The organism is Nocardia sp. NPDC047038 (assembly GCF_040644075.1).
In the GTDB taxonomy this organism is placed as follows: domain Bacteria; phylum Actinomycetota; class Actinomycetes; order Mycobacteriales; family Mycobacteriaceae; genus Nocardia; species Nocardia sichangensis.
In genome coordinates this window covers 1111362-1136533 of sequence record NZ_JBEYVQ010000002.1, presented here as the reverse complement: position 1 = coordinate 1136533, position 25172 = coordinate 1111362, and the positions used below count along the sequence as shown (strand labels likewise).

Here is a 25172-nt window from a genome sequence, read left to right as displayed (position 1 = left end):
GACCGCTACTCGGAACGGCAGGACGGGCACCGTCCCCAGAAGACGACCTCGGCTTCATCGACAACGAATCCGTGCGCGTCCGAAGGGGCCAGGCATGGGGCTCGGCCCACGGCGCAGTCGATATCCACGACCGCACCGCAGCTGCGGCACACCAGATGGTGGTGGTTGTCGCCGATGCGGGTCTCGTACAGCGCGGACGAACCCGCGGGCTCGATCCGCCGCAGGATTCCGGCGCGCACGCAAGCGTGCAACACGTCGTAGACAGCCTGAGTGGATACCGAGCCGAGCTTTTGCCGGACGGTGGCGGCTACCGCGTCGGCATCCGAATGCGGGCGTGCCGCGACCGCGTCCAGTACCGCGAGCCGCGGGGCGGTGACCCGCAAACCCGCTGCTCGCAACCACTCGCGGGGAGCAGTGCCGTTGGTGTGCATACTTCGATTCTGGCCGCTTTCTGGAATCAGTCAAGAAAAGCGATTGGAATCACTCCAGAAAATTCCTCCACAACGGGTCGCACCGCGCGGCACACCACATCGACGCATCGAGTGGCGAGCGTCACAAAATTCTCCCGGAATAGCTTCCGCGAGTGCGTGGTTGAACCCCCTGTCGGCGTCCGGACAGCCCCGGGCCGCACCCTTTGTCGCTACGAGCGACCACCCGCCGAGAGGCGCTTGTGGGACGTCGACACCCACCGTCGGCGTCCGGACAGCCCCGGGCCGCACCCTTTGTCGCTTCGAGCGACCACCCGCCGAGAGGCGCTTGTGGGGCGTCGACGGTTACAGACACCAGCACGGTGTCCCAGCCCACAGCGCCGCCAGGTCATTCCGACCTGGCGGCGCTGTCGCTTCCAGCGGTCTGCACCCCACGAGTGGGACATGGTTGTGCGGGCTTCTCGCGTTCTGCCGCGGCCATGTGCCCACTCGCGGAGTCGCGCTGCGAGGGCGGGGGTGGTGGGGGAGGATGCGGTGATGGCGTCGCGAGATGGGGTTTTGCGTCGACGACTCGGGCTTGCCGATTCGGTGGTCATCGGGTTGGGGGCGATGGTGGGTGCGGGGATATTCGCGGCGCTCGCGCCTGCGGCCGCGTCGGCTGGGAGTTGGTTGCTGGTGGCGCTCGCGGTGGCGGCGGTGCTGGCGTATTGCAACGCGACGTCGTCCGCGCGGCTGGCGGCGCGATACCCCGTTTCCGGCGGCACCTATGTGTATGGGCGGGAGCGGCTCGGACCGTTCTGGGGATATCTCGCGGGGTGGGGGTTCGTCGTAGGGAAGACGGCCTCTTGTGCGGCGATGGCGCTGACGGTCGGTAGCTATGCCTGGCCCGAGCAGGCGCACGCCGTGGCGGTGGGCGCGGTGGTGGCGATCACCGCGATCAATTACACGGGCGTGCAGAAGTCGGCGTTCGCGACTCGGGTGCTCGTAACGGTAGTGCTCGCGGTGCTCGCCGTGGTGGTCGTGATCGGGCTGTTCGGATCGCATTCGGCGGCAACCGCCTTGCCCGGCCGAGTCGGTCCGCGCGACGTGCTCACGGCGGCGGGACTGCTGTTCTTCGCGTTCGCGGGGTACGCGCGCATCGCCACGCTCGGTGAGGAGGTGCGCGAACCGCAACGCACCATCCCCCGCGCCATCATGATCGCGCTCGCACTCGCGCTCGCGGTCTACACGCTGGTCGCGGTCGCGACGCTGAGCGTGCTCGGCTCCGCCGGACTGGCCGAGGCGGCCGACCCGCTGGCGCGAATGGTCAGCGCGGCGGGCGTTCCCGCTGCCGCGCCGGTGGTGCGCATCGGCGCGGTGCTCGCGGCGGCCGGATCGCTGCTCGCCCTGATCCTCGGCGTATCCCGCACGATGCTGGCCATGGCGCGGGACCGCTATCTGCCGGGGGCGCTCGCCGCCGTGCATCCGCGGTTCGGGGTGCCGCACCGCGCCGAACTGGTGGTCGGCGCGATCGTCGCCGTGGTCGCCGCGCTCTTCGATGTACGCGCGGCCATCGGGTTCTCCTCGTTCACGGTGCTCTTCTACTACTTGATCGCCAACCTCTCCGCCGCCACACTGACCGTCGAGGAGAATCGGCCGCCCCGGTGGATTCCCGTGGTCGGCGCGGTGGGGTGCGTCGTCGTCGGATTCGCGCTGCCCCTCGGCTCCGTTCTCTCCGGGCTCGGCGCGCTCCTCGTCGGCGCGGCGCTGTATGTGTCGGGCAAGCGCTACCGCTGAAGATCGGGCCGTCCACCGAGCCGCTCGACTGGCCCACCGACCTCCCTTGGCCTTGCGCTGTAGACATCGGGTGAGCACCACCGCCGAAACGGCCGCACAGCGGGCCGTCGTCGCCCAACCATGGCGAACGGCGCGATATGCCAGTCCCCTACCGATAGCTTGCCGACCGGAGAGACGCGACGCAGTCGACCGAGCCATCCGACCGACAACGGCTCCTCGCGCCCGGCTCGGCAGGCTCCGCTTGTGCCGCGCCCCATCTGTTCGGCACCGACGCGGCAAGCGCCCCTGTCCCGTCAGCGTCTCGTTGCGAAGATCAGATGTCCAGTTCCCCGCCTGTTTACCGCGTGAACAGGCCAAAGGGCGCTAGCCTTTTGCACATGGGGCGTTTCGGTGGATTCCTGGCGGGAATCGCGGCGGTTTCGCTGGTGGCTGGCAACGTCTTCGCCGGAGGCGCGGCCGCCGCGACCGGCGACGAGGTGCGGTGCGCGGTCACCTCGGGGCGCGATCTAGAGCGGGCGGCACCCGAACAAGTCGGTTTGGATTCCGCGAAACTGCGGGATGCGCTGACCTTCGCGAACGGCCGAAACCGCTTCAATGTGCAGGTGTTCCGGCACAACTGCCTCATCGGCGAGGGACCGACGAACGACCAGACCGGCAACGTGGCGTGGAATATCTGGAGTGCGACCAAGAGCGTCATCTCGCTGCTCGCCGGAATCGGATGGGACCAAGGAAAACTCGATCTCCACGCGCCCATCGACCGCTATCTGCCCGCCGGGCTCGGTGATGCGGAGCACCGGTCGATCACCGTCGAGAATCTGCTCACCGAGACCTCGGGCATGCGGGTCGGCGTGCTGACCGAGGGCGTCACCGGCGTGATCCCGGTCGACCCGGACAGCGCGGTGCAGGCGCTGGGCGTGCCGCTGGACAACCCGCCGGGCACCGTCTTCACCTACAGCCAGCGCAATGTCGATCTCTTGGCCTACGTGCTGGAGCTGGCCGTCGGCGAACCTCTGCAAGATTTCGCGCAGCGCGAACTGTTCGATCCGCTCGGAATTCCTCGCGGGGACTATTACTGGGCTCAGGACCGATCCGGGCACACCTACGGCTACGCGCACTTGATGATCCCGCCGAACGATTTCGCGAAGCTCGGACTCCTGGTGAGCAACGACGGGCACTGGGGAGCGCAGCAGATCGTCTCCCGCGACTACCTGCGCAAGGCGCGCACGCCCTCACCCACGAACGCGTGCTACGGCTACCTGTTCTGGCTCGGTGGCGGTTGCGCCGAAATCGCCGACTTCCTGCCCCACGACGTGTACGCGATGGCCGGCCTCGGCATGCAGAACGTCTTCGTGATACCCAGCCTCGACCTCACCGTGGTGTGGACCGGCGTCTTCGGGAACGTCAGCAGCCAGGGCGTGTCCGGAGTCGTGCAGAACACCCAGGAATTGCCCTACGAGTTCTTCCGCAAAGTGTTCGACGCGTTCTACGACCGGCCGGTACCCGACCCGGGACCGTACGTCGAGCCGCCGCTGCGGCTGGACCCACGCCGTTTCGTCGACACGGACATCCTGATCGCGGTATTCGGCCTCGGTCCCGCCGCCTATCCGGGCTGCAACGTCTTCGCTTGCCTGAGCCACCCGCTGGATCCGCCGTTCGCGGACGTCCCGCCGGGCTGCGCCATCCTGGTCTGCCTGGGACCCGACCCGCGCACCCCGGCCATCCGCTGAACGAGCCGCTACCTGGTCGCGGACAGATCCGTGACCCAGCCGTGCACCTCGTCGGTGCGCAATGCCGCATGGTGGCGTTTGCGCAGCGCCTGGGAGATCGGGCCGGGGACGCCCTCGGCGACCAGGCGGCCGTCCACCTCGACGACCGGCGCGGCACCGGATGACGTGCCGGTGACGAACACTTCGTCGGCGATGTACAACTCGGTGAGATCCACGGTGCGTTCCACCACCGGGATGCCGTCCTCCGCCGCCAAGGTGAGAACGGTCCTGCGGTTGATGCCGTCGAGGATGTCGCAGGAGACGTCGGGCGTGATCAACGTGCCGTTGCGGACCAGGAAGATGTTCGCCGCGCTGAGTTCGCAGACGTGCCCGTTGCCGTCGAGGAAGACACAGTCGTCGTAGCCGCTGTCGATCGCGTCCTGCTTGGCCAGCACCGAGTTCACGTACGCGCCGTTGACTTTCGCGCGGGAGGGAATCGCGTTGTCCGGAATGCGCCGCCACGGACTGGATTTCAGGCGCATACCGTCCTGCGGCACGATGGGCACCGCGTCGTAGACGAAGATGCTGACCCGAATGGCGCAGCCCCGCACCCGCGTGCCAGGAATGGACTCGACCACGTGCACCGTCGCACGCACGAAAACGTCCTCACGCGGAGCATTCGCGGCGATCAGCTCCACGACGGCCGCACGGAAACGCGCGTAATCCCACTCCTGCGCGAATCGATCGATCCCGATGATCTTGCAGGACTCCTCGAGCCGACGGAAATGGTCGTCCAAACGAAACGCCGTACGCGCTGCCCCATCCACGTGCACCGGGAACACGGTGTAGACGCTGAGTCCGTACAACACCGCCGACGATGCGACGCCCACCGTGGCCGCTTCGGCCGCGACGATCCGGTCGCCGAGATACACGTGAGGATGAGGATTCGCCATCGGCGCAGGCTAACAGCCCCGCCCCGCGCCGAGCGAGGCCATTTTCAGTCCGCGGCCAGGCGGGCGAAGCGGGCGGTGTCCATGTAGTCGCGGAAGAGCACCACTTGGCCGTCGCGGACCCGGACGACGTTGACGGAGGTGCGCCTTCGGGCGCGGCCGGATCCAGGGATGGTCATGTCGACCTCGTTCTCCACGAGCAGCACTTCGGGATCGGTGGTCTCGTAGACCTGCGGGTGGATCGCGTGCACTTCGATTCCGGACAGGCCCGACCATCGTTGCGCCAGGTGCTCGCGGATCGCTTCGCGGCCCTCCAAGTGGGTCGGGTGGCCGGGGATCGCGAACGGGATTTCGAACACCGCGTCGGGCGCGAGCAGCGCGACGAACGCATCGGGGTCACGGGCCGGTAGCTCACCGAACAACCGCTCGACCAACTCGCGCGGGCTTCGCACGGACGAATCAGCAGCCATCACAAACCTCCAGATAAGCGGAACGCAGGACCCGCTTATTTTTCGGAACGGACGCCCCGTTTGTCAACAGTAGACTCGGTCCTCGTGACCGAACCCGAGCGCCGACCGCTGCGCGCCGACGCTCGCCGTAACCGCGAGCGGGTCCTGGCAGCCGCGCAGGAAGCGTTCGCGGCGGAAGGACTCTCGGTGCCGCTGGACGAGATCGCGCGGCGGGCCGGCGTAGGCGCGGGCACCGTCTACCGACACTTCCCCACCAAGGAAGCGCTGTTCGAGGCGGCGATCGTGGATCGGGTCGACCGGATCATCGCGCTGGCCAGGGAATCGGCCGACGCCGCGGAACCGGTGACCGCGTTCTTCGACTTCCTGGCCCGGCTCGTGGCGGAGGGCAGCGTCAAGCGTGATCTCGCCGATGCCGTAGGCGGGCAGGACGCCCCGGAATATCTCCGGCCGGTGCACGAACTGAATTCGGCCATCGGCACGCTGCTCACCCGCGCGCAGGAGGCGGGCGGCGTGCGCACCGACATCGAGGTCGAGGACCTGATGCGCCTCATCAAGGGCGCCTTCCTCGCCACCCACGGCACCGCCGCTACTCCAGCGCAGCGCGAACGCACCTTCGCCGTCGTCTTCGACGGACTGCGGGCCCGCTGATCCGTCGCCGAAGCGCCTCCCGGCGGCAGGCCGCCCGATCGGCGACCAGGACAGCGCGGATACCAGCGACATGAAGCCGCCAACAGCACCGGCGGCATCATCCACGCTGGGCGCGCTCGCGCGAATGCGGGAAACGACGAACGGGCCGCGGAAAGTCCACGGCCCGTTCGATCGAGAAACGTCTCAGCGGTCGCTGAGCAGTACCTCGGCAATCTGAATGGTGTTGAGCGCAGCGCCCTTTCGCAGGTTGTCGCCGGAGATGAACAGCGCGAGCCCGCGACCGTCCGGCACGCCCGGGTCCTGGCGGATGCGGCCGACGAGCGAATCGTCGACGCCCGCCGCGGCGAGCGGGGTAGGCACGTCGACCAGCTTCACGCCGGGAGCCTTGGCCAGGATCTCCTTGGCGTGCTCGACCGAGAGCGGCTCGGCGAATTCGGCGTTCACCGAGAGCGAGTGGCCGGTGAAGACCGGCACGCGCACGCAGGTGCCGCTCACCGCGAGATCCGGGATGCCGAGGATCTTGCGGCTCTCGTTGCGCAGCTTCTGGTCCTCGTCGGTCTCGCCAGAGCCGTCGTCGACCAGCGAACCGGCCAGCGGAAGCACGTTGAACGCGATCGGCGCGACGTATTTGTTCGGCGCGGGAAAGTCGACGGCGCGGCCGTCGTGGGTCAGCTTCTCGGCGTCATCGATCACCGCGCGGGCCTGGCTCGCCAACTCTTCGACACCGGCCAGCCCGCTGCCGGAGACCGCCTGGTAGCTGGAGACGATCAAGCGGCGCAGACCGGCGATGTCGTGCAGCGGCTTGAGCACCGGCATGGCGGCCATCGTGGTGCAGTTCGGGTTGGCGATGATGCCCTTGACCAGGTTGCGCGCCTGCTCCGGGTTGACCTCGCTGACCACCAGCGGGACCTCGGGATCCTTGCGCCACGCCGAGGAGTTGTCGATCACCGTGACGCCCGCGGCGGCGAAGCGCGGCGCCTGCACGCGGGACATGGTGGCGCCCGCGGAGAACAAGGCGATGTCCAAGCCGGACGGATCGGCGGTCTCGGTGTCCTCGACGACGATATCGCGGCCGCGCCAGGGCAGCGTCTTGCCCGCCGAACGAGCCGAGGCGAAGAACCGCACCTCGTCGGCCGGGAAGTTGCGCTCCTCCAGCAGTTTCCGCATCACGGCGCCGACCTGCCCGGTCGCGCCGACGACTCCTACGCGAATACCCATGACCTATCGCCCCGTTCCCGCGTGGACCACCGCGACCTCGTCGCCGCCCAGGTCGAACGCCCTGTGCAGCACCTTGACCGCCTCGTCCAGCTCGGTGTCCTTGACCAGCACGGAGATCCGGATCTCGGAGGTGGAGATGAGATCGATGTTGACGCCCGCCTTGGCCAGCGCCTCACAGAACGTGGCGGTGACGCCGGGATGGCTCTTCATGCCCGCGCCGACCAGCGACACCTTGCCGATGTGGTCGTCGTAGAGCACCTGGGAGAAACCGATCTCGGACTGGCGCTTGGTCAGCATCTCGACCGCGCGGGCGCCCTCGGTCTTCGGCAGCGTGAAAGTGATGTCGGTCTTGCCCGTCTCGACCTTCGAGATGTTCTGCAGGACCATGTCGATGTTGATCTCCGCGTCGGCCACGGCGCGGAACACCTTGGCGGCGTAGCCCGGTTCGTCCGGCAAGCCGACCACGGTCACCTTGGCCTCGCTGCGGTCGTGCGCGACGCCAGTGAGGATTGCTTGCTCCAAGGGGATGTCCTCCATCGATCCGTAAACGTAGGTGCCCTGCTTGTCGGTGTAGGACGAGCGCACATGCACGGGCACGTTGTAGCGGCGGGCGTATTCGACGCAGCGCAGCATCAGCACCTTGGCCCCGCAGGCCGCCAGTTCCAGCATCTCCTCGTAGGAGACCTGCTCGAGCCGCTGCGCGTCGGGCACGATCCGCGGGTCGGCGGTGAAGACGCCGTCCACGTCGGTGTAGATCTCGCAGACGTCCGCGTCCAGCGCGGCGGCCAGCGCGACCGCCGTGGTGTCGGAGCCACCGCGGCCCAGCGTGGTGACGTCCCTGCTGTCCTGGCTCACGCCCTGGAAGCCTGCGACCAGCACCACGAGGCCCTCGTCCAGTGCGTCGCGGACGCGGCCGGGGGTCACGTCGATGATCTTCGCGTTGCCGTGCGCGCCCGTCGTGATCACGCCCGCCTGCGAGCCGGTGAACGAGCGGGCCTCCGCGCCGAGGGAGTGGATGGCCATGGCGACCAGCGCGTTGGAGATGCGCTCACCTGAGGTGAGCAGCATGTCCATCTCGCGGGCAGGCGGCGACGGCGCCACCTGCTGAGCGAGATCGAGCAGCTCGTCGGTGGTGTCGCCCATGGCGGAGCAGACCACCACCACGTCGTGGCCTTGCTTCTTGGTCTCCACGATCCGTTCAGCGACGCGCCGGATCCGCTCGGCGGTCGCTACCGAGGATCCTCCGTACTTCTGAACCACGAGAGCCACGACAGGGTCCTCCAAGATCGACAACAAACTGGTAACAGTCATCCAGGGTACCGGCCGGGGCCAGCGGTTTTGCCGCTACCTACCCGGCTTGTGGAAAAGCACACAGCCGCATCCGATCCCGATCGCGCCGCGCGGGCCGCCGCGGATGGGGGACGATGGGCGCATGAAGAGCACGCTGCTCGAGGTGAGAACGGGCCACAGTGAAGTGGTACAGGACATCACGCCGCAGTGCGCGACATTCGCGCGAGAAGCGGGCGGTGACGGGCTGCTGCACGTCTTCGTGCCGCATGCCACCGCAGGAATCGCGATCATGGAACTCGGCGCGCGCAGCGACGACGATCTGCTGGCCGCGCTGCGTGATCTCCTACCCGCCGACGACCGGTGGCGGCACGCGCACGGCTCGCGCGGACACGGGCGTTCGCACGTGATGCCCGCCCTCATCCCGCCCTACGCGACCGTTCCGGTACTCGGCGGAAAGCTCGCCCTGGGTACTTGGCAGTCGATCGCGCTGGTCGATCTCAATGTCGACAACCCGGACCGGCAGGTGCGGCTGTCGTTCCTCACCGACGCGAGCTGAACCGGGCCCCTCCGGCCGAGGCGACGAATGTCCGGGGCAGACCGCGGCCCGGACAAGCCCAACCCCGGCGTGATGACCCGGCCCGACTCCGCCGGGCCGACGTGTGGCCGCGCGGGCGTGGGCAGCGTCCTGGGGGGACTCGGATGGAAATTCGGGCCCTCGTGAGCCGGGCGACCTGCGCGCCGTTGCCGAACTCTTCGCGCCGCACCGGGGAAACCAGCGTTGCGCTCCCGCCGCAGCGCTTGACACGTAGTACTACAAGCGGAGTGCTTTCAGCTGCCGAGCGGTCCGCCGGGGTCACCACGGAGCGGAGCCGGGCACTGATAGAAGCCGCGGTCGACCGCGTGATGAGCGCGGATGACCGTGATCGGATCCCGTGCGCCTTCGCGGAGTGGTTGTGACGCGCAGCACTCCGTTCGATAATGGGGCGATGATCGCACATGTAGGAGATCGACTCTGCGTGCACGGACACGTGGTGGGAGAAGTGGATCACCTGGCCGAGATCATCGAGGTCCGCGGGCCGGACGGGACGCCACCCTACGTGGTGCGCTTCTCCGACGGTCACGAGTCACTGGTGTATCCAGGGCCCGACGCGATCGTCGAGCCCGCCACGTCGGAATGACCGCCGCGCCGGACCGAGCGCTGGGCGGCCTCGCCCGCGCCCGGCCCGGCGCTCACCGACGGGGAACTGCGCCCGCCTCGCTCAGGCGCTTCGCTTGGCGCGCCGGGCCAGCGCGAAAGCCAGGATGGCCGCGATCAGCACCTTGCCCGCCGTCTCGATGATCGCGTTGACGTCCACGGCCGGATGCCAGGTCAGCCGACCATCGCGCAGCACGTAAGCGCCGACCGGCTTGGCGCCTACACCGAACGCCACGCCTTCGCCGGAGCCATCCCCGTCGGCGCTGTTCCCGGTACCGCCGCCGCCACCGCCACCCCCGACCGAGGCGGCGGGAATGACTATCGCGCCGCCGGATTCGTAGGGGTCGCCGTAAACCCGGCGCACCGTGATCGCGTCGCGCGCCTGCGCCAGCAGTTCGGCGTATTTCATGACATCCTCCCGCCCGTACCGAAGGCGCCGGATACCGGCGCCCATTCGGATCCGATCGTAGGCGCGCGAACCTCGGCCGAGCCCGTCCTTCCGGACGGAAGTTGTTCCGGCGGTTGCCCGATCGCCGATCTCGAGCAGATAACGGCACGTTATCCCGGTAACCGAGATGTGGTCTGGCACAGTCAGGTTGACGAACCGGACAAATCACGGAGACAATCGGCCGGACTTGTCCATCCGGGTGTCGGAGGTATGCCATGCGCACCAAAACGGATATCCGATTCTTCGTCGACACCGATCCCGGACAGGTCATGGACGCCCTGACCGACGTCGAAGCGCTTCCGGAATGGTCGTCGTCCTACAGCGACGTCCGGGTCGCGACCCGCGACGCACGACGCAGACCCCGGCGGGTCTTCCTCAAGGCGGAGCTGCTCGGCAGCTCGGATTTGCAAGTGCTGGAATATGATTGGACCGACGACCGGTCCTCCTGGATCGTCGCCGACAGCACCAGGGGCGTGCGGGGCGGCGGTTTTTTCGAGGTGACCGACAGCGTCGACGGCACGCACGTCTGGTACCACGTCGAGCTCTATCTGCCCCTCCCGGTTCCCGGATTTCTGCTCAAACGCACTTTCCGCAAGGCCAACGAGGTGGTCGTGGAGTGCTTCATAGATTTCGCCGAGCGGTTCCCCGAAACGGAGACCTATCAACCCGTATAGCGCGGACGGCTGCGCTCTGCGCGAAATCGGCCGCCGGGCGAAGCAGCGGACCGGCGCGGAATCGGCCGGGGTGCGACGATGAGCGCATGATCGGTTCCAAACGGGTGCGGTTCCAGCCGATGGCCGAAGGCGCGTCGGTGACCCAGCTCGAGTTGTTCTTCGACCTGGTGCTCGTCTTCGCGTTCACCATGGTCACCGGCTTGGTCGCGGAGGAGACCAGCGCGAAGAACATGCTGCGCGGGCTGCTGGTGCTCGCGGTGATGTGGTGGCTGTGGATCGCCTATTCCTGGCTCGGCAACGTGGTCCGCGCCGACGAGGGCATCGCGCGGGTCGCGATGTTCGCCGCGATGGGCGGCGCCTTCCTCGCCGCGCTCACCATCCCGGAGGCGTTCCGAGATCTGGCCGGAGGATGGTTCGGTCCGCTGGTCTTCGCCGTCGCGTACCTGATCGTGCGGTTGGTGCATTTCGGGATGTTCTGGCTGGCCAGTTCCGAGGATGCGCAATTGCGCGGCCAGCTGCTGCGCTGGGCGCTCGGGTCGATCACCCTCGGCACCACATTGCTCGTCGTCGCCGCCATGACCACCGGTCGCGTGCAGATCGCGCTGTGGATCGCCGCGATCGCGGGCGACTACCTCTGGACACTGTTCGCGGGCACCGATTGGCGGTTGAATTCGGCCACCCATTTTGTCGAGCGATACGGGCTGATCATCATCGTCGCGCTCGGTGAATCGATCGTCTCGATCGGTATCGGGGTGGCCGGCCTGCCGATCTCCTGGCCGATCGCGCTCGGCTCGCTGCTCGGCCTCGCCATTTCCGGTCTGCTGTGGTGGGCGTATTTCGACGTCGCGGCCCTGGCGGTGGAGCACGAACTGGTCCACGCCGAGGGCAAGCGGCAGATCAAGATCGCGCAGGCGTCCTACACCTTCTGGCATTTCCCGATGATCGTCGGGATCATCGCGCTGTCGCTGGGGCTGAAGAAGGTCCTGTACTACGTCGGGGATTCCGCACACCACACTTTGAAGGACGCGCTGTACGGAATTCCGCTCTACGCCCTCTACGGCGGCGTCGTGCTGTATCTGATCGCGCTGGTGGGTTTCAAGCACTACGCCACGCGCACCGTCACGGCGCCGCGCGTGGTCGCCATCGTGGTGCTGCTGGCGCTCATCCCGTTGGCCTGCGCCTTGCCCGCGCTGGCTTCGCTGGCCCTGCTGTGCGGCGTCATGGTCGCGCTGATCGCTTGGGAGACTGTGCGTTTGGCACAGCCGCGGGACGCGATCAGGCACGCGGTACCTGATTGAGCCGATGCCGCACGCAGTCCTCGTCGGGCGTGGGCCCGTACGCGGACGGCGGCACCCGCACACCGTCGCGAACCGCGTCGCGGATCTGATCGATGTTCTCCCGCAGCACGTCCGCGACGAGTTCGTCGGTGCGCGGATCCTCCAGCACCTGGAACACGATGCGGAACGTGGTGTCGGCGATCAGCCGGATGATCTCGTCGTGGAACGGGATGTAGCGCACCCGTCCCGCCTGCGGGTCCTTCTTGATCAATTCCACGATCATCTCGTCCAGCTCGGCGCGGTTCTCCTCCAGGGCGGCCGCGATGTTGCGGGTGTAGTGGCCGGTGCGCAGCACCTCGGCCACCTCGTCCATCACCGCGATCGTCATCGGACGGCGGATGGTGTCGACGATGGTCGCCACGAACCGGTTCACCACCGCGGCGGTCACCCGGTCGCCGAACACCCGGTCGGCCACCCGGGCCAGCCGGACGCCGATCACCACGACCCGCAGCAATCGGAAGCCGCGGAAGAACGGGCTGGTCACCGGGATCATGCCGACGACCTCGTACCAATAGATGAACGGGAAGGTCCACGGCCAGCCCGCGCGGCGCCAGCGCCACAGGAACTCGATCGCGAACACCCCGCACAACGTCCAGTCGACGACCACGACCACGTGGTAGGTGTGCCCGGAGACCGGGAAGAAGGTGATCCAGGCGACCAGCGCCACGGACACGATGGCCAGCGCCAGCATCAGGAAATCGGTCCAGAGCATGGGCGGCTTGCGCGGATAGTCCTGCGGCTCCGGCGCGTCCCGCAGACCGTATCGCTCGACGGAGGAGCTCTCGATACCCGAGCTGGGAGCGGACACTGCGGTTCCCTTCGACGCCGAACGGTGCCGCCGACATTAGTACGCGGAAAGCACGCTCGGCACGGTTGGCGATACCCCCGGGAAAGACGCCGGGCGAACGCTTCGCCCGGCGCAGGCGGATTTCAGCGACCGGTGCGAACGATCGCCTCGATATTGCGTTCGGCCAGCGCGGCGATGGTCAGCGACGGGTTGACCGTTCCGGTGCTGCCGGGTATCGCGGCGCCGTCCATCACGTAGAGGCCGGGGTGACCGTGCACCCGGCCGTAGCCGTCGGTGGCGCGCCCGAGCACCGCCCCACCGAGTGGATGCGCGGTGAACAGCGCGTTCGCGTCGTAGCCGAGGGCGCTGTACTCGACGAGGGCGTCCGCGCGTTCGGCGATCCGGTGGTCGACCGCGCGGGCCAGCGCGACCGTCTCGTCCCGGTTCTTGACCGACCAGCTCAGCCCGACTCGGTTCGTGGCCCGGTCGTAGCCCAACCGGGTGCGGGTCGAGTCGAGCACCATGCCGAGCGAGGCGAGCGCGCCGGTCTCGAACGGGATGCCGGGGATGTACCAGCTCTCCAGGGTCAGCGGCACGGCGGACTCGTCGAAGATCCGGCTCGCGCTCGGCACGCCTTGACCCTGACCGGCCAGCGCGCTGGCCCCGCGAGCCAGGACCACGTCACCGTTGGTGCCCCACCCGTCGCCGACGTGTTCGTTCAGGTTCGGTAGCGCGCCGGTGGCCTGCGCACGGACCAGCAGTTCGGAGGTACCGATCGACCCGGCGCCGAGGAAGAGCCGATCACAGGTGAGGGTGCGGGTGGACAACACGTCACCGGTCGGCGACAGCTTCGCCACGGTGACCGCGTAGCGGCCGCCGGATTCCTGCGCGATGGCGTCGACTCGGTGGCCGGGGAAGACTCCGCACCGGCCGGTGCCCTGTGCGTATGCCAGGTAGTTCTGATTCAGGTCGAACTTGGCGCCGTTGGAGTTGCCCAGATTGCTCCTGGCCGCCGTCGCGGAAGCCCTTGACGCTCCGGCCAATTCGGCGCGCAGGATGTCCCAGTTGAAAATCGAGTCGTTGGCCTGGGGTTGATAGCCTGCCTTGCGCACCTGGTCGTCCCAGGCGCGGGAGTGCGCGAACGGCGAGGAGTTGTAGATGTCCGCGGGCATCGGGCTCAGCCGCAACATCTGGCGCACGCGCGGGTAGTAGACGCGCTCCATCTCGCCGTAGTCGACGCCGCCACCGAAGACGTGGTCGAAGAAGCGGCGCTCCGGGGCGATCATGGCGCCGCTGAAGATCACCGAACCGCCGCCGACGGCAGCCGCGCGCCAGACGTCGATGCCCGGATACTCGGTGCAGTCCAGCACGCCGCCGAAACTGGCGAAATGCATCGGCACCTTGGTGACGCCGGTGAAGTTGGTGCGGTGCCAGAAGCCGCGACCGTCGGGGAGGTCGTCGCCGGTGAAGATCTCCCGCCACGGGTCGTTCGGCCAGCGCGAACCGCGCTCCAGCACGGTGGTGGCCACCCCGGCCTCGGCCAGGCGCAACGCGGACACCGCGGCGCCGAAGCCCGAGCCGACGACGATCGCGGGCGAGTGCTCCGGCGGGTCGGGAATCGGGGCGAAGATCTCCGGAACCCAAGCGTGGAACAGGGCCTCCCACATCGGATCCGCGGACGCCGCACCGGTCCCCGTCATCGATCCCACAGCACCGAGCAGGGCGGCCGTGCCAGCCGCCTTGAACAAGGCACGTCTACGCACCGGTCACCTTCCATCATCAGGCTTAGCGTGCGCAGATTACCGGTATTCCCGATTTGTGAACAGATATCCGTTTTCGCTATCGCTCGAACGGCAGCTCGTCCGCGCGACAGGTCGCTCCCGGGGCGGGCAGTTGCAAGTCGACGAGATAGCGCTCGCGCAGTTTGCGTGTGCATTCGCCGAGCACAGCGTGCCCGTAGCCGCCTTCGACGACGACCAACCGTGCGTTCACCAGTTCCCGCTGCGCGCGCCGCGCGGCGCTGAGCGGGGTGACCGGGTCGAATCGGTTGTTCACCAGCACGGCTGGGGTGTCCGATCGCAGGATCCACGGCCCGGCGTATCGCTGGGCATACCCCTCGGGCGGCGACGGCCAAGAGGCGCAGGCCTGGTGCAGCCACAGCCAGAGCGGGCCGTAAGTAGAGCTGACACGCGCCAGATCCATTGCAAGCGAAGGCCATTGGGCCGAGTCACGGGGAAAGTTGTTGTCCGCACAGGAGATCGCCGTGAACGAGTCGAGGAAGTCATACGGTTGCGTTGTGGCCGAGAGGATCCGGCCGACCGTGTCGGGATCGCCCGACGGGCCGCGCTCCAGTTCGGCGAGCAGTTGAGCCAGGGCGGGCCAACCCTCGTCCGGGTCGTACAGCAACAGCGCATGCGACGACAGCGCCTCGGCGTAGGTGACCGTGCGCGCTCGCTCCCCGGCCCCCACCACCAGCGGCGCGTCGCGAAGACGTTGCAGCACAGCGTCATTGCGAGCGCGAAGGTCAGTGGAGCGGCCGGTATCACCCGCGCCGCCGTCCGGCGCCGCGAAGGCACAGCGCTCCCGGCCCGCGTCCGCGCACAACCGCAGGAATTCATCGAGCACTTCCTCGGTCCCGGCCGCGGTGGTCTCGATGGCGCTGCGCGTGTCGTTGGTGTAGGCGTCCGGGTCGATCATCGACGCCAGGTGCAGAGCGCGCACCCGATCGCCGAACAGCGCGCCGTACACCTGGCCCAGGTAGCTCGCGTAGGAACCGCCTTCATAGGTCAGCTGGGGGTCGCCGACGGCCCGGCGCAGCAGGTCCAGGTCGCGCGCCGCGTCGACGGTGGTCAGGTGCCCGAGCAACGCGCCGCCGTGCGCCGCGCAACCGGCGGCCAGTTCGCGGCTCGCCGCGTCGGCCGCGCGCTCCTGCTCCGGACGCACGGGCGGCAGCGGGGCGCCGGACCAGAACCGCCGCTGCTGCTCGGCGTCCGCGAAACACCGCACCTGCCCGCTGCGGCCGACGCCGCGCTGGTCGAAGGTGACCACGTCGAAGCGGCGCGCGAGTTCGCCGCCTAACAGTTCTCCCTTCGCCGCCCAGCGCAGCCCCGAGCCTCCGGGACCGCCGACGGCGGAGAACAGCGTGCCGATCCGCCGCTGCGGGTCGGCGGCCTGCTGACGCACCACCGCCAGCCCGAGGGTCGGGCCGTCGGGGTGCGCGTAGTCCACCGGAACTTGCGCGGTCGCGCACTGGAATCGGCTCAGCTCCGGCTCCGCGCACCCCGCCCACTCCAGCCGGGGCGTCGGCGCGGCGTCGGCCTGGGCGACCAGGTCCGCGACCGCCGACTCGTGTCGGCTCGGCGGGCCGCCGCAGCCGCTCACCACGGGCAGCAGCGCGGCGAGCGCGGCGACGATGACGATTCTCCAGCTAGGCACGGCATTCATCCTGGGCTCCGTGCCCGGTGGCCGTCGTCACCCTGAGGATTGACATCCGGCTCTAGGACGTCACCAAACGGATCACCGCGATCAGTCCGACCACGACGATGACCGCCCGCAGCAAGGTCGGCGGCATCCGCCTGCCCAACCGCGCGCCGAGTTGCCCGCCGATGATCGAGCCGAGCGCGATCAGCACCACCGCGCGCCAGTCCACGTCCGCAACGACGATGAAGATCAGCGCGGAGACCGCGTTCACGATCAGGGCGAGCACGTTCTTCGCCCCGTTGAGGCGCTGGATGTCGTCGTGCACGAAAACGCCGAGCAACCCGATCAGCAGCACGCCTTGCGCGGCCCCGAAGTACCCGCCGTAGACACCGGCGGCGTAAACCGCGGCGAGCAGGATGGGCCCCCCGTGCTCCGGCACCGGGGCGCCGTCGTTCTCCCGGCGGCGCTTGACCCAGCTCGCCAGCCGTGGCTGCACGACGACCAGCACCAATGCCACCATGATCAGAATGGGCACGATCGCCTTGAACGCTTCGGCGGGCAGCACCAACAGCAGCACCGCGCCGGTGATGCCGCCGAGCAGCGAGGCGGTGCCCAACCGCAGCAGCCGATCGCGCTGCCCCGTCAGTTCGCGGCGGTATCCGTGCACGCCACTGATCGAGCCGGGGACCAGACCGATGGTGTTGGACACATTCGCGGTCACCGGCGGCAGGCCGAACGCGAGCAGAATGGGAAAGGTGATCAGCGTGCCGGAGCCGACGATCGTGTTGATGCCGCCCGCCGCGATGCCCGCACCGAAGACGGCCAGTTGCTCCAGCCAGGTCATTGCCAATCCTTCGACGTCCCGTCGGACCCTGGGCCCGTACAAGCGTGGTTCACTGCCGGACCGAACGGTAGCGGGGTCGTCGGATCACCCGACGACGGGACCACCCTTCCCGGCAGTATCTCCGCACGGTAAACTCGCGGACATCATGCAGCGGGCACTTCTTCTCGACCGCCGCGACGGGGTCTGATCGGACCGGCTCCCGTCGCGGGGTTTTGCCGCGCCGGTCGACCAGCCCCATTGGGAAAAACGACATCCTCGGGAGAACCGCCCATGTCCCCTGCTGACGCATTTGTGTCCGGCGCGCGCACCATCACCGCGCCGAGCAGACCAGCCCCCGCCGACCAGCCCGGCTGGAACAAACAGAAGAACTCCTCGATGCCGACGTTCCGTTACCGGCCCTTCGCCGAGGAGGTCGAGCCGATCACGCTGCCCGACCGCACCTGGCCGGACAAGGTCATCGACCGGGCGCCCGGCTGGTGCGCGGTCGACCTGCGCGACGGCAACCAAGCGTTGATCGACCCGATGAGCCCGGCCCGCAAGCGCCGCATGTTCGACCTGCTGGTGCGGATGGGTTACAAGGAGATCGAGGTCGGCTTCCCCTCGGCCAGCCAGACCGATTTCGACTTCGTCCGCGAGATCATCGAGGACGGCGCGATCCCCGACGACGTCACCATTCAGGTGCTCACCCAGTGCCGCCCGGAGCTGATCGAGCGCACGTTCGAAGCCTGCGCGGGCGCGCAGAACGTCATCGTGCACTTCTACAACTCCACCTCGATCCTGCAGCGCAAGGTGGTCTTCCGCGCCGACCGCGACGCGGTGAAGAAGATCGCCACCGACGCCGCCGCGTTGTGCCTGGAGATCGAGCAGCGCTACCCGGACACCAATTGGCGTTACGAGTACAGCCCGGAGTCCTACACCGGCACGGAGCTGGAGTACGCCAAGGATGTCTGCGACGCGGTCTCGGCGATCATCGCCCCGACGCCGGAGAAGCCGCTGATCATCAACCTGCCCGCCACCGTGGAGATGGCGACTCCGAACGTCTACGCCGACTCGATCGAGTGGATGAGCCGCAACTTGGCCCGCCGCGAGGCGATCGTGCTGTCGCTGCACCCGCACAACGACCGCGGCACCGCCGTGGCCGCCGCCGAGCTGGGCTACCAGGCCGGCGCCGACCGGATCGAGGGCTGCCTGTTCGGCAACGGCGAGCGCACCGGCAACGTGTGCCTGGTCACGCTGGGGATGAACATGTTCTCCCGCGGCGTCGATCCGCAGATCAACTTCTCCGACATCGATGAGGTCCGCCGCACCGTCGAGTACTGCAACCAGTTGCCGGTGCACGAGCGGCACCCGTACGGCGGCGACCTGGTCTACACCGCGTTCTCCGGCAGCCACCAGGACGCCATCAACAAGGGTCTGGACGCGATGAAGACCGCGGCCGACGCCGCCGAGGCGGACGTCGACGACATCGTCTGGGAGGTGCCCTACCTGCCGATCGACCCGAAGGACGTGGGTCGCACCTACGAGGCGGTCATCCGGGTCAACTCGCAGTCCGGCAAGGGCGGCGTCGCCTACATCATGAAGACCGACCACGGGCTGGCGTTGCCGAGGCGGCTGCAGATCGAGTTCTCCCAGGCGATCCAGAAGATCACCGACGGCGAGGGCGGCGAGGTGACGCCCAAGGAGATGTGGGACGTCTTCCACGAGGAGTACCTGAGCCCGATCCGGCCGCTGGAGCGGATGCGCCAGAAGGTCACCGCGTCGGAGACCGACGGCGGGGTCGACTCGATCGTGGCCGTGGTGAAGGTCGACGGCGTCGAGCAGGAGATCACCGGCAAGGGCAACGGACCGCTCGCGGCGTTCGTCGACGCGATCGCCGCCGTCGGTTTCGACGTCGAGGTGCTGGACTACTCCGAGCACGCCATGTCCGCGGGTGACGACGCGCAGGCCGCCGCCTACGTGGAGTGCGCGATCGGCGACAAGGTGGTGTGGGGCGTCGGCATCGCCACCTCGATCACGACCGCGTCGCTGCGCGCGGTGGTGTCGGCGGTGAACCGGGCGCACTGACAGCGTATCTCGGCAAGTACGCGGACGGGCGCCGCGCGGGTTCCACCGCGCGGCGCCCGATCTCGCTGGGACAGACCATTTGTCGCGGGCATTCGGCTCCCCAAGCCCGGCATGCCTACCGCGACACGGGGTAGCGAACCCCGTGCTAGCGTTGGATTCGCACTCCAAGCGCCGAGCTCTCTGCTCGAACTCCCGAGCAGATGGGGGAACCGTGACAACAAACGACCACAATCCGACCTCTCCACCCTGGCTGCAGAGTCATTCCGTGGATACGGCCGAAGTCAGCGACGTGGAGTCATCGGCCAAGGACCCGTCGGCCGAGCCGGCCGGCGGCACGGAAGCGAAGGAAACCGACGTGTCGGCCGGGTCGGCCCAGCCGGACGCCCAACCCGAACAGCCCCAGCCGCACGGCTCGACGGAGCAGACCACGGCCTACCCGCAAGCCGCCCCGGTGGCGCAGGCATGGGCTCCCCCGCAGGCCGGACCGGCCGAGCCCTACGGCTCGTACGCCCCGCCGAACGCGGGCGCGTATCCCCCTCCGTCACCCTTTCCGGGAGAGCCGTTCACTACCGGCGCCTTTCAGCCACCGTCGGGCCATAGCGGTAGCCACCCGATAGCCCCGCCTCCGGACGGACCTCATCCCGGTTACGGGGAGTACCGCCAGGAGATCGGCGGCGACGGCCTGACCCGGCATGTGCCCATGGATTCCGCGCAGCCCGAATCTCCTGCGCCGCAACTCGATCAGCCCAGCGGCCCGATCTACAGCTGGGCGCCGCCGCCTCCGCCGGTGACGCACCAGCCTCCGCCGCCCGCCTATCAACCGCCGCCTCCGCCGCCGCTCGGGCAACCGCAGGGGCCGGGCTGGCAAGGCGGGCCGGGTCCGCACCAGTCGGTACCGCCGTTCCAACCGCAGCATGTGCCGCAGCCCGGCCAGCCGGGACATTCGGTGAACGACCTGAATCTGCTCCGGCGCGCTCGCAGGGCGCCGCGCAGCGGCTGGCGTCGTGCGGTGCACAAGGTGTCCGGCGGCATGATCAATCCGGGCGAGTCGGCGGCCGACATCGTCTACCAGGACCTCGCCGACCGGGTGAACCAGCCGGTGCGCGGTGACTACCGGATCGCGATCCTTTCGCTCAAGGGCGGTGTCGGGAAGACCACCACCACGGTGGGTCTCGGCTCCACCTTCGCTTCGCAGCGCGGCGACCGGGTCATCGCGATCGACGCCAACCCCGACCTGGGCACGCTCGCGCACCGGGTGCCACGGCAGACCCGCTCCACCGTGCGCAACCTGCTCGAGGATCAGCACATCACCAGGTACTCCGACGTGCGGGCGCACACCTCGCAGGCGCCGAGCCGCTTGGAAGTGCTCGCCAGTGAACAGGATCCGGCGGTCTCCGAGGCGTTCAGCGAAGCGGACTACCGCAAGGCGATCAGCATTCTGCAGTCGTTCTACAACATCATCCTGACCGACTGCGGCACCGGCTTGATGCACTCGGCGATGGCGGGCGTGCTGGACATGGCGAGCTCGCTGGTGCTGGTCACCTCGCCCGCCATCGACGGCGCGCGCAGCGCGTCGGCCACGCTGGACTGGCTCGACCACCACGGCTACGGCAAGCTGGTGGAACGAACCGTCGTGGTGGTGAACGCTTCCCGGCGCGGCGCGTCCACCGTCGACCTCGACCAGCTGCGCAAGCTGTTCCTCGATCGCACCCGCGCGGTGCAGGTCGTGCCGTTCGACGATCACCTCGCCGAGGGCGCGGAAATCGATCTGGAACTGGTGAGCAAGCCGACCCGGCGGGCGCTGCTGGAGCTGGCGGCGATGGTCGCCGACGACTTCGGCTACGTCAGCTCGCAGGCCCAGCACCCCTACCGGCACCAGCCACCGCACGGATTCTGATCGTCGCGCGGAATCATGCTCCTGCGGCGGAACCCTTTCCGTGCGCGGAGTCGGCCGTCGCGAGTGCGGCGGCCGACTCGAACGCCGCGAGCACGGCCGCGATCGCCGGACGGGCCTCGGCCCGGGGCCGGGTGGCCAGTTCGTATATCCGAGCGGCGCGCACGCCGGACAGCCGTAGCACCGCCAGATCAGGGTGGCCGACCGCGTAGCGAGGCATGAGCGCGACACCGTAGCCGGTGGCGACCAGCGTCTCGATGACGCGGAAATCGTTGAGGCGCTGCGCTATACGCGGCTGCACGCCGGTCACGGTGGCGATCGAGCGCAGTACGTCGTCGACGGGAAAACCGCCCCGCACGCTGAGCCAGGTCTCGTCGGCCAGTTCCTCCGGCGCGACGGCCGAACGGCCAGCGAGCCGATGCGTCGGCGCCGCGACCACATCGATCGGCTCGCGCATGAGCACCCGGGTCGCGACGCGCGGGTCGGCGATAGGTGCGGCCCGCTCGTCGCGATGGGTCAGCACCACGTCGTAATCGGCGAGCAGTCGCGCCACTTCCGAGGGCGGCACGTCTTCGTCGCGCGCGATCACCTCGACTCCGCTGTCCACCATGCCGGGCAGCACATGCGGCAGCAGCAACGCACCGCCCGAGGGAAACACCGCGACGCGGACCCGTCCGCGCGGCGAGCCGCGATAGTGCGCCATCTCGGCGACCGCGCGATCCATTGCGGCGAGCACTTCGTCGGCGCGCACCACCAGTGCACGACCCGCGTCGGTGAGCCGCACGCGTCTGCCGTCCGGTTCGAGCAGGGCCACGCCCGCCTCCCGCGCGAGCACCTTGAGCTGCTGGGAAACGGCGGAGGGCGTCATGGACAGTGCTGCCGCCACGGCGGCCACTGTGCCCCGATCGGCCAGCTCACGCAGCACACGCAACCTCTCCAGCGCCATGGGCGGGCCGGCCACGACCGGTTCGGAACCGAAATTCATTAAGTGAAGCTACATCATTGATCCATAATTATTCGATTGTTCTGATCTTTAGCAGACCGCACGATGGAGGCGTGACCAACCGCGACCGCCTGCTCGGCCTGACCGTCGTCCTGCTCTGGGGATTGAATTTCCTCGCCATCCGGGTCGGGCTCGACCACTTCCCCCCGTTCTTCTTCGCGGCGCTGCGCTTCGCCGTGCTCGCGGTGCCCGCGCTGCTTTTCATCCCGCGCCCTCCGGTGCGGATGCGGTGGATCCTTCTGTACGGCACCGGTTTCGGCATCCTGCAGTTCGCGTTCCTGTTCACCGCGATGCGGGTGGGCATGCCGACCGGGCTGGCCTCGCTGGTACTGCAATCCTCGGCGCCGTTCACCGTGCTGCTCGGCACGCTGCTGCTGGGCGAGCGGATCCGCCCGGTGCAGATCGCGGGCATCGCCGTCGCGGTGGCGGGCATGGCGGTGATCGGCTGGGACCGGCTCGCCCACGCCACCCTGCTTCCGGTTCTGCTGACCTTGGCGGGTGGGTTGGGCTGGGCGTTCGGCAATATCGGCGCACGACTGGCCGGTACCGAGACCCCCGGCGTCAACCCGCTGCACCTGATGCTGTGGACCACCGCCATCCCGCCGGTGCCGCTGTTCGCGCTGTCGGCGTTCGCCGAGGGGCCGACCACGGGAGCGCGGGCTTTGGCCGAAGCGTTCACACCGGCGGGCCTGCCCGCTCTGCTGGCGCTCGCCTATATCGCCGTCCTCGCCACTGTGGTCGGCACGGGGTTGTGGACCTATCTGCTCGGTCGCTATCCGGCCGGCCTGGTCGCGCCGTTCTCCCTGCTCGTTCCCATCGTCGGCATCGCCGCGGCGTGGACTTTCCTGGGCGAGACTCCGACCACGTTGTCGCTGATCGGCGGGGTGGTGGTGCTGGCGGGAGCGTTCGCCGCCACGTCGAGCAGGCCACGCGCGACTACGGTGAACGCCCGCATCGAGCCATCGGGAACACCCGCGATGGCAGGTACCGGTCGCGCGGCCTAGCGGGCCGTACCCACGTTCGGTGTGCATTCCGTCACGAAATTCGCATTCCGCACCGGCCGCTGTACGGGGTCGGTGCGAATCGATCGGCTTGCCGCTTTACAGTAGTGCCCGGCGTGGAAGTTGGTCCCTAGGCTAGGCAGCAGAGCGGCGCATGGCAGACAATCAGTGGACCGTATCGCGAAGAGCACTGCTTCGTAACACGGTCGCGGCGGGGGTGGCTACGGCGGGGGCACTGACGGCGGGTGCGCTGAAACCCACGCCTGCCGCAGCGAATCCCGGCGGCAAAAGGGTCGCGGTACTCGGCGGCGGTGTCGCGGGCCTGACCGCGGCACACGAGCTGGCGGAACGCGGTTTCCAGGTCACCATCTACGAGAAACGGGCGTGGGGCGGCAAAGCCCGCAGCGTCGGCGTGCCCGGCACCGGAACGGGTGGACGGCCGGATCTGCCCGGCGAACACGGCTTCCGTTTCTTCCCCGGCTTCTATCAGCACGTGCCGGACACGATGCGCCGAATCCCGTTCCCCGGCAACGCGAACGGCGTGTGGGACAACCTGGTCGCGGTGCCGGAAGCACGATTCGCCCGGCACGGCGGCGACGACTTCCGCGTCCCGCTCGGTCCGCGCGCCCGTGCCGAGTTCTCCCCGGACAGTTTCCGCGAAACGCTCGGCGCGGCGCTGTCGACCGCACTCAAGATGCCTTCCAACGAGGGCGTCTACTTCGCCGAACGCCTGCTGGTCTTCAACACCAGCTGCGACGCCCGCCGCCTCGGCCAATGGGAGCGCACCTCATGGCACGATTTCGTCGGCGGCCACGCGCGCTCGCACGAGTTCCGCGCGCTGCTGTCGCGCACGCTGACCAGCATCATGGTCGCCGCGAAAGAGAACATCGCGAGCGTGCGCACCATCGGAACGATGGGCGAGCAGTTCCTCGGCAATCCCTTGGGGATCGGCAACGACGGCAGCCTGGACCGGGTACTGAACGGTCCGACCAACGCGGTCTGGATCGAGCCGTGGACGCGGCGGATCCGCGAACTCGGAGCGGATTTCGTGCTCGGCGCCGAGGTGCGCGAGCTGGAGGTGCGCGACCGCAGGATCGTCGCGGCCCGGGTCGTGGACGAGACCGGCGCGCAACGCACGGTCGAGGCCGACTACTTCGTCGTGGCGTTGCCCGCCGAACGGGCGCGCACGCTGTGGTCGCCGCAAGTACTCGAGGTCAGGCCCGATTTGGCCGGGATGGACAACCTGTTCACCGACTGGATGAACGGCATCCAGTTCTATCTGCGCCGACCGGCCGACATCTCGCGCGGTCACACCGCCTACATCGACGCGCCGTGGTCGCTCACCTCGATCAGCCAGAACCAGCTGTGGCGCCGCAAGCTGACCGAGTTCGGCGACGGCGGCGTGCAGGACTGCCTTTCGGTGGACATCTCCGACTGGAACACCCCCGGCATCGTGTTCGGCAAACCCGCCAAGGAGTGCACCCACGAGGAGATCGCTCGGGAGGCGTGGGCCCAGATCAAGGCCCATTTGGACGATCGCGGCGAGGTGCTGCGCGACGCCGACCTGCACTCCTGGTTCCTCGATCCCGGCATCACCTGGCAGGAGGGCGAGCGGCGCAACGCCAACGCCGACCCGCTGCTCATCAACACCGCCGGGTCGTGGGAGTACCGTCCGCAACCGCACGGCGCACTGGAAAACCTCTTCCTGGCAGGCGATTACGTGCGCACCAACGTCGACCTGGCCACCATGGAGGGCGCCAACGAGTCCGCGCGTGCCGCGGTGAACGCCCTGCTGGACGTGGCCGGTTCGAACGCGGAGCGCTGCCGGATGTACACCCTCTACCGCGCCACCGAACTGGAACCGCTGCGCCGCATCGACGCCGACCGCTACGCGGCCGGCCAGCCGAACATGTTCGACGTCCCCGCGTGAATCGCGATCGATCCGCGCGGCAGGGTGATAGGTCTGGCGTCATGCCCGGCTCGGACGGAGCGGCCCGCGCCGCCACCACTGTCGTCCCA

22 protein-coding genes are annotated in these 25172 nt (G+C 68.6%); 11 read left to right on the top strand and 11 right to left on the bottom strand.

Features of this window, described 5'->3' with window-relative positions:
• Positions 1-5 precede the first annotated feature (5 nt).
• Entirely contained in the window at positions 6-431 is a 426-nt protein-coding gene (locus ABZ824_RS13315) for a Fur family transcriptional regulator (protein ID WP_356963447.1), read from the bottom strand.
• Between the two features lie 534 nt (positions 432-965).
• On the opposite strand from ABZ824_RS13315, the gene ABZ824_RS13310 reads away from it, so the two are divergent.
• Both ABZ824_RS13310 and ABZ824_RS13305 read left to right on the top strand, forming a co-directional pair.
• Positions 966-2204 carry an APC family permease gene (locus tag ABZ824_RS13310; RefSeq protein ID WP_356963446.1) on the top strand — a complete coding sequence of 413 codons (1239 nt, stop codon included), beginning with the start codon at positions 966-968 and terminating at the stop codon, positions 2202-2204.
• A gap of 377 nt (positions 2205-2581) precedes the next feature.
• The gene (locus ABZ824_RS13305) at positions 2582-3931 is read left to right on the top strand and encodes a serine hydrolase (RefSeq protein ID WP_356963445.1); all 1350 of its coding nucleotides are present in this window, start codon (positions 2582-2584) and stop codon (positions 3929-3931) included.
• Between the two features lie 8 nt (positions 3932-3939).
• On the opposite strand, the gene ABZ824_RS13300 is transcribed toward ABZ824_RS13305, so the two are convergent.
• Both ABZ824_RS13300 and ABZ824_RS13295 read right to left on the bottom strand, forming a co-directional pair.
• Positions 3940-4863, bottom strand: a complete 924-nt coding sequence (locus tag ABZ824_RS13300) for an aminotransferase class IV (protein WP_356963444.1) — start codon at positions 4861-4863, stop codon at positions 3940-3942.
• Between the two features lie 44 nt (positions 4864-4907).
• The gene (locus ABZ824_RS13295) at positions 4908-5330 is read right to left on the bottom strand and encodes a nuclear transport factor 2 family protein (RefSeq protein WP_356963443.1); all 423 of its coding nucleotides are present in this window, start codon (positions 5328-5330) and stop codon (positions 4908-4910) included.
• Between the two features lie 84 nt (positions 5331-5414).
• On the opposite strand from ABZ824_RS13295, the gene ABZ824_RS13290 reads away from it, so the two are divergent.
• The gene (locus ABZ824_RS13290) at positions 5415-5978 is read left to right on the top strand and encodes a helix-turn-helix domain-containing protein (protein WP_356963442.1); all 564 of its coding nucleotides are present in this window, start codon (positions 5415-5417) and stop codon (positions 5976-5978) included.
• 183 nt (positions 5979-6161) lie between these two features.
• Here ABZ824_RS13290 and ABZ824_RS13285 read toward each other — a convergent pair whose 3' ends face one another.
• Positions 6162-7196, bottom strand: a complete 1035-nt coding sequence (locus ABZ824_RS13285; RefSeq protein ID WP_356963441.1) for an aspartate-semialdehyde dehydrogenase — start codon at positions 7194-7196, stop codon at positions 6162-6164.
• Positions 7197-7199: 3 nt separating this feature from the next.
• Positions 7200-8465 carry an aspartate kinase gene (locus ABZ824_RS13280; RefSeq protein ID WP_356963440.1) on the bottom strand — a complete coding sequence of 422 codons (1266 nt, stop codon included), beginning with the start codon at positions 8463-8465 and terminating at the stop codon, positions 7200-7202.
• Between the two features lie 163 nt (positions 8466-8628).
• Between ABZ824_RS13280 and ABZ824_RS13275 the strand changes: the two genes are divergently transcribed.
• On the top strand, positions 8629-9042 hold the full coding sequence (locus ABZ824_RS13275; protein WP_355078703.1) for a secondary thiamine-phosphate synthase enzyme YjbQ: 414 nt from the start codon (positions 8629-8631) through the stop codon (positions 9040-9042).
• A 430-nt stretch (positions 9043-9472) separates the two neighbouring features.
• Positions 9473-9664: a DUF1918 domain-containing protein gene (locus ABZ824_RS13270; RefSeq protein ID WP_039794508.1), complete on the top strand. Its 192-nt coding sequence runs from the start codon at positions 9473-9475 to the stop codon at positions 9662-9664.
• Between the two features lie 81 nt (positions 9665-9745).
• On the opposite strand, the gene ABZ824_RS13265 is transcribed toward ABZ824_RS13270, so the two are convergent.
• A complete protein-coding gene (locus ABZ824_RS13265; protein ID WP_356963439.1) occupies positions 9746-10090 on the bottom strand; it encodes a sporulation protein in 345 nt (114 codons plus the stop codon).
• A 254-nt stretch (positions 10091-10344) separates the two neighbouring features.
• Here ABZ824_RS13265 and ABZ824_RS13260 point away from each other — a divergent pair, with 254 nt between their 5' ends.
• On the top strand, positions 10345-10803 hold the full coding sequence (locus ABZ824_RS13260; RefSeq protein WP_355078705.1) for an SRPBCC family protein: 459 nt from the start codon (positions 10345-10347) through the stop codon (positions 10801-10803).
• A gap of 86 nt (positions 10804-10889) precedes the next feature.
• Positions 10890-12101, top strand: a complete 1212-nt coding sequence (locus tag ABZ824_RS13255; RefSeq protein ID WP_356963438.1) for a low temperature requirement protein A — start codon at positions 10890-10892, stop codon at positions 12099-12101.
• On the opposite strand, the gene ABZ824_RS13250 is transcribed toward ABZ824_RS13255, so the two are convergent.
• The 4 genes from ABZ824_RS13250 to ABZ824_RS13235 form a co-directional block, all read right to left on the bottom strand.
• On the bottom strand, positions 12079-12948 hold the full coding sequence (locus ABZ824_RS13250; RefSeq protein WP_355078707.1) for an ion transporter: 870 nt from the start codon (positions 12946-12948) through the stop codon (positions 12079-12081). The genes ABZ824_RS13255 and ABZ824_RS13250 overlap by 23 nt on opposite strands.
• Positions 12949-13070: 122 nt before the next feature.
• Positions 13071-14690, bottom strand: coding sequence for a GMC oxidoreductase (locus ABZ824_RS13245; RefSeq protein WP_356963437.1), 1620 nt, complete (start codon positions 14688-14690; stop codon positions 13071-13073).
• A 76-nt stretch (positions 14691-14766) separates the two neighbouring features.
• Positions 14767-16371: an alpha/beta hydrolase gene (locus tag ABZ824_RS13240; protein ID WP_356963436.1), complete on the bottom strand. Its 1605-nt coding sequence runs from the start codon at positions 16369-16371 to the stop codon at positions 14767-14769.
• 52 nt (positions 16372-16423) lie between these two features.
• Positions 16424-17191, bottom strand: coding sequence for a sulfite exporter TauE/SafE family protein (locus ABZ824_RS13235; protein WP_356963435.1), 768 nt, complete (start codon positions 17189-17191; stop codon positions 16424-16426).
• Positions 17192-17461: 270 nt separating this feature from the next.
• On the opposite strand from ABZ824_RS13235, the gene leuA reads away from it, so the two are divergent.
• Complete coding sequence (gene leuA / locus ABZ824_RS13230; protein ID WP_356963434.1) at positions 17462-19255, top strand: 2-isopropylmalate synthase; 1794 nt, start codon at positions 17462-17464, stop codon at positions 19253-19255.
• 265 nt (positions 19256-19520) lie between these two features.
• Positions 19521-21152, top strand: a complete 1632-nt coding sequence (locus ABZ824_RS13225; RefSeq protein WP_356963433.1) for an AAA family ATPase — start codon at positions 19521-19523, stop codon at positions 21150-21152.
• Between the two features lie 13 nt (positions 21153-21165).
• Here the strand turns inward: ABZ824_RS13225 and ABZ824_RS13220 are convergent, their stop codons facing one another.
• Positions 21166-22095 (bottom strand): LysR family transcriptional regulator, encoded by a 930-nt coding sequence (locus tag ABZ824_RS13220; protein WP_355078738.1) that lies wholly within the window; start codon positions 22093-22095, stop codon positions 21166-21168.
• A gap of 110 nt (positions 22096-22205) precedes the next feature.
• On the opposite strand from ABZ824_RS13220, the gene ABZ824_RS13215 reads away from it, so the two are divergent.
• Complete coding sequence (locus tag ABZ824_RS13215; protein ID WP_356963432.1) at positions 22206-23156, top strand: EamA family transporter; 951 nt, start codon at positions 22206-22208, stop codon at positions 23154-23156.
• A gap of 151 nt (positions 23157-23307) precedes the next feature.
• Positions 23308-25083, top strand: a complete 1776-nt coding sequence (locus tag ABZ824_RS13210) for an FAD-dependent oxidoreductase (protein WP_356963431.1) — start codon at positions 23308-23310, stop codon at positions 25081-25083.
• The last annotated feature ends 89 nt before the right edge of the window (positions 25084-25172 follow it).

Excerpts from the sequence above, each read along its gene's own strand:
- ABZ824_RS13220 (WP_355078738.1), bottom strand. The coding sequence starts at position 22,095 with ATGGCGCTGGAGAGGTTGCGTGTGCTGCGTGAGCTGGCCGATCGGGGC.
- ABZ824_RS13240 (WP_356963436.1), bottom strand. The coding sequence starts at position 16,371 with ATGAATGCCGTGCCTAGCTGGAGAATCGTCATCGTCGCCGCGCTCGCC.
- ABZ824_RS13310 (WP_356963446.1), top strand. The coding sequence starts at position 966 with ATGGCGTCGCGAGATGGGGTTTTGCGTCGACGACTCGGGCTTGCCGAT.
- ABZ824_RS13265 (WP_356963439.1), bottom strand. The coding sequence starts at position 10,090 with ATGAAATACGCCGAACTGCTGGCGCAGGCGCGCGACGCGATCACGGTG.
- ABZ824_RS13275 (WP_355078703.1), top strand. The coding sequence starts at position 8,629 with ATGAAGAGCACGCTGCTCGAGGTGAGAACGGGCCACAGTGAAGTGGTA.
- ABZ824_RS13210 (WP_356963431.1), top strand. The coding sequence starts at position 23,308 with ATGGCAGACAATCAGTGGACCGTATCGCGAAGAGCACTGCTTCGTAAC.
- ABZ824_RS13295 (WP_356963443.1), bottom strand. The coding sequence starts at position 5,330 with ATGGCTGCTGATTCGTCCGTGCGAAGCCCGCGCGAGTTGGTCGAGCGG.
- ABZ824_RS13270 (WP_039794508.1), top strand. The coding sequence starts at position 9,473 with ATGATCGCACATGTAGGAGATCGACTCTGCGTGCACGGACACGTGGTG.
- ABZ824_RS13305 (WP_356963445.1), top strand. The coding sequence starts at position 2,582 with ATGGGGCGTTTCGGTGGATTCCTGGCGGGAATCGCGGCGGTTTCGCTG.
- ABZ824_RS13300 (WP_356963444.1), bottom strand. The coding sequence starts at position 4,863 with ATGGCGAATCCTCATCCTCACGTGTATCTCGGCGACCGGATCGTCGCG.
- ABZ824_RS13235 (WP_356963435.1), bottom strand. The coding sequence starts at position 17,191 with ATGACCTGGCTGGAGCAACTGGCCGTCTTCGGTGCGGGCATCGCGGCG.
- leuA (WP_356963434.1), top strand. The coding sequence starts at position 17,462 with ATGTCCCCTGCTGACGCATTTGTGTCCGGCGCGCGCACCATCACCGCG.
- ABZ824_RS13315 (WP_356963447.1), bottom strand. The coding sequence starts at position 431 with ATGCACACCAACGGCACTGCTCCCCGCGAGTGGTTGCGAGCAGCGGGT.
- ABZ824_RS13260 (WP_355078705.1), top strand. The coding sequence starts at position 10,345 with ATGCGCACCAAAACGGATATCCGATTCTTCGTCGACACCGATCCCGGA.
- ABZ824_RS13285 (WP_356963441.1), bottom strand. The coding sequence starts at position 7,196 with ATGGGTATTCGCGTAGGAGTCGTCGGCGCGACCGGGCAGGTCGGCGCC.
- ABZ824_RS13255 (WP_356963438.1), top strand. The coding sequence starts at position 10,890 with ATGATCGGTTCCAAACGGGTGCGGTTCCAGCCGATGGCCGAAGGCGCG.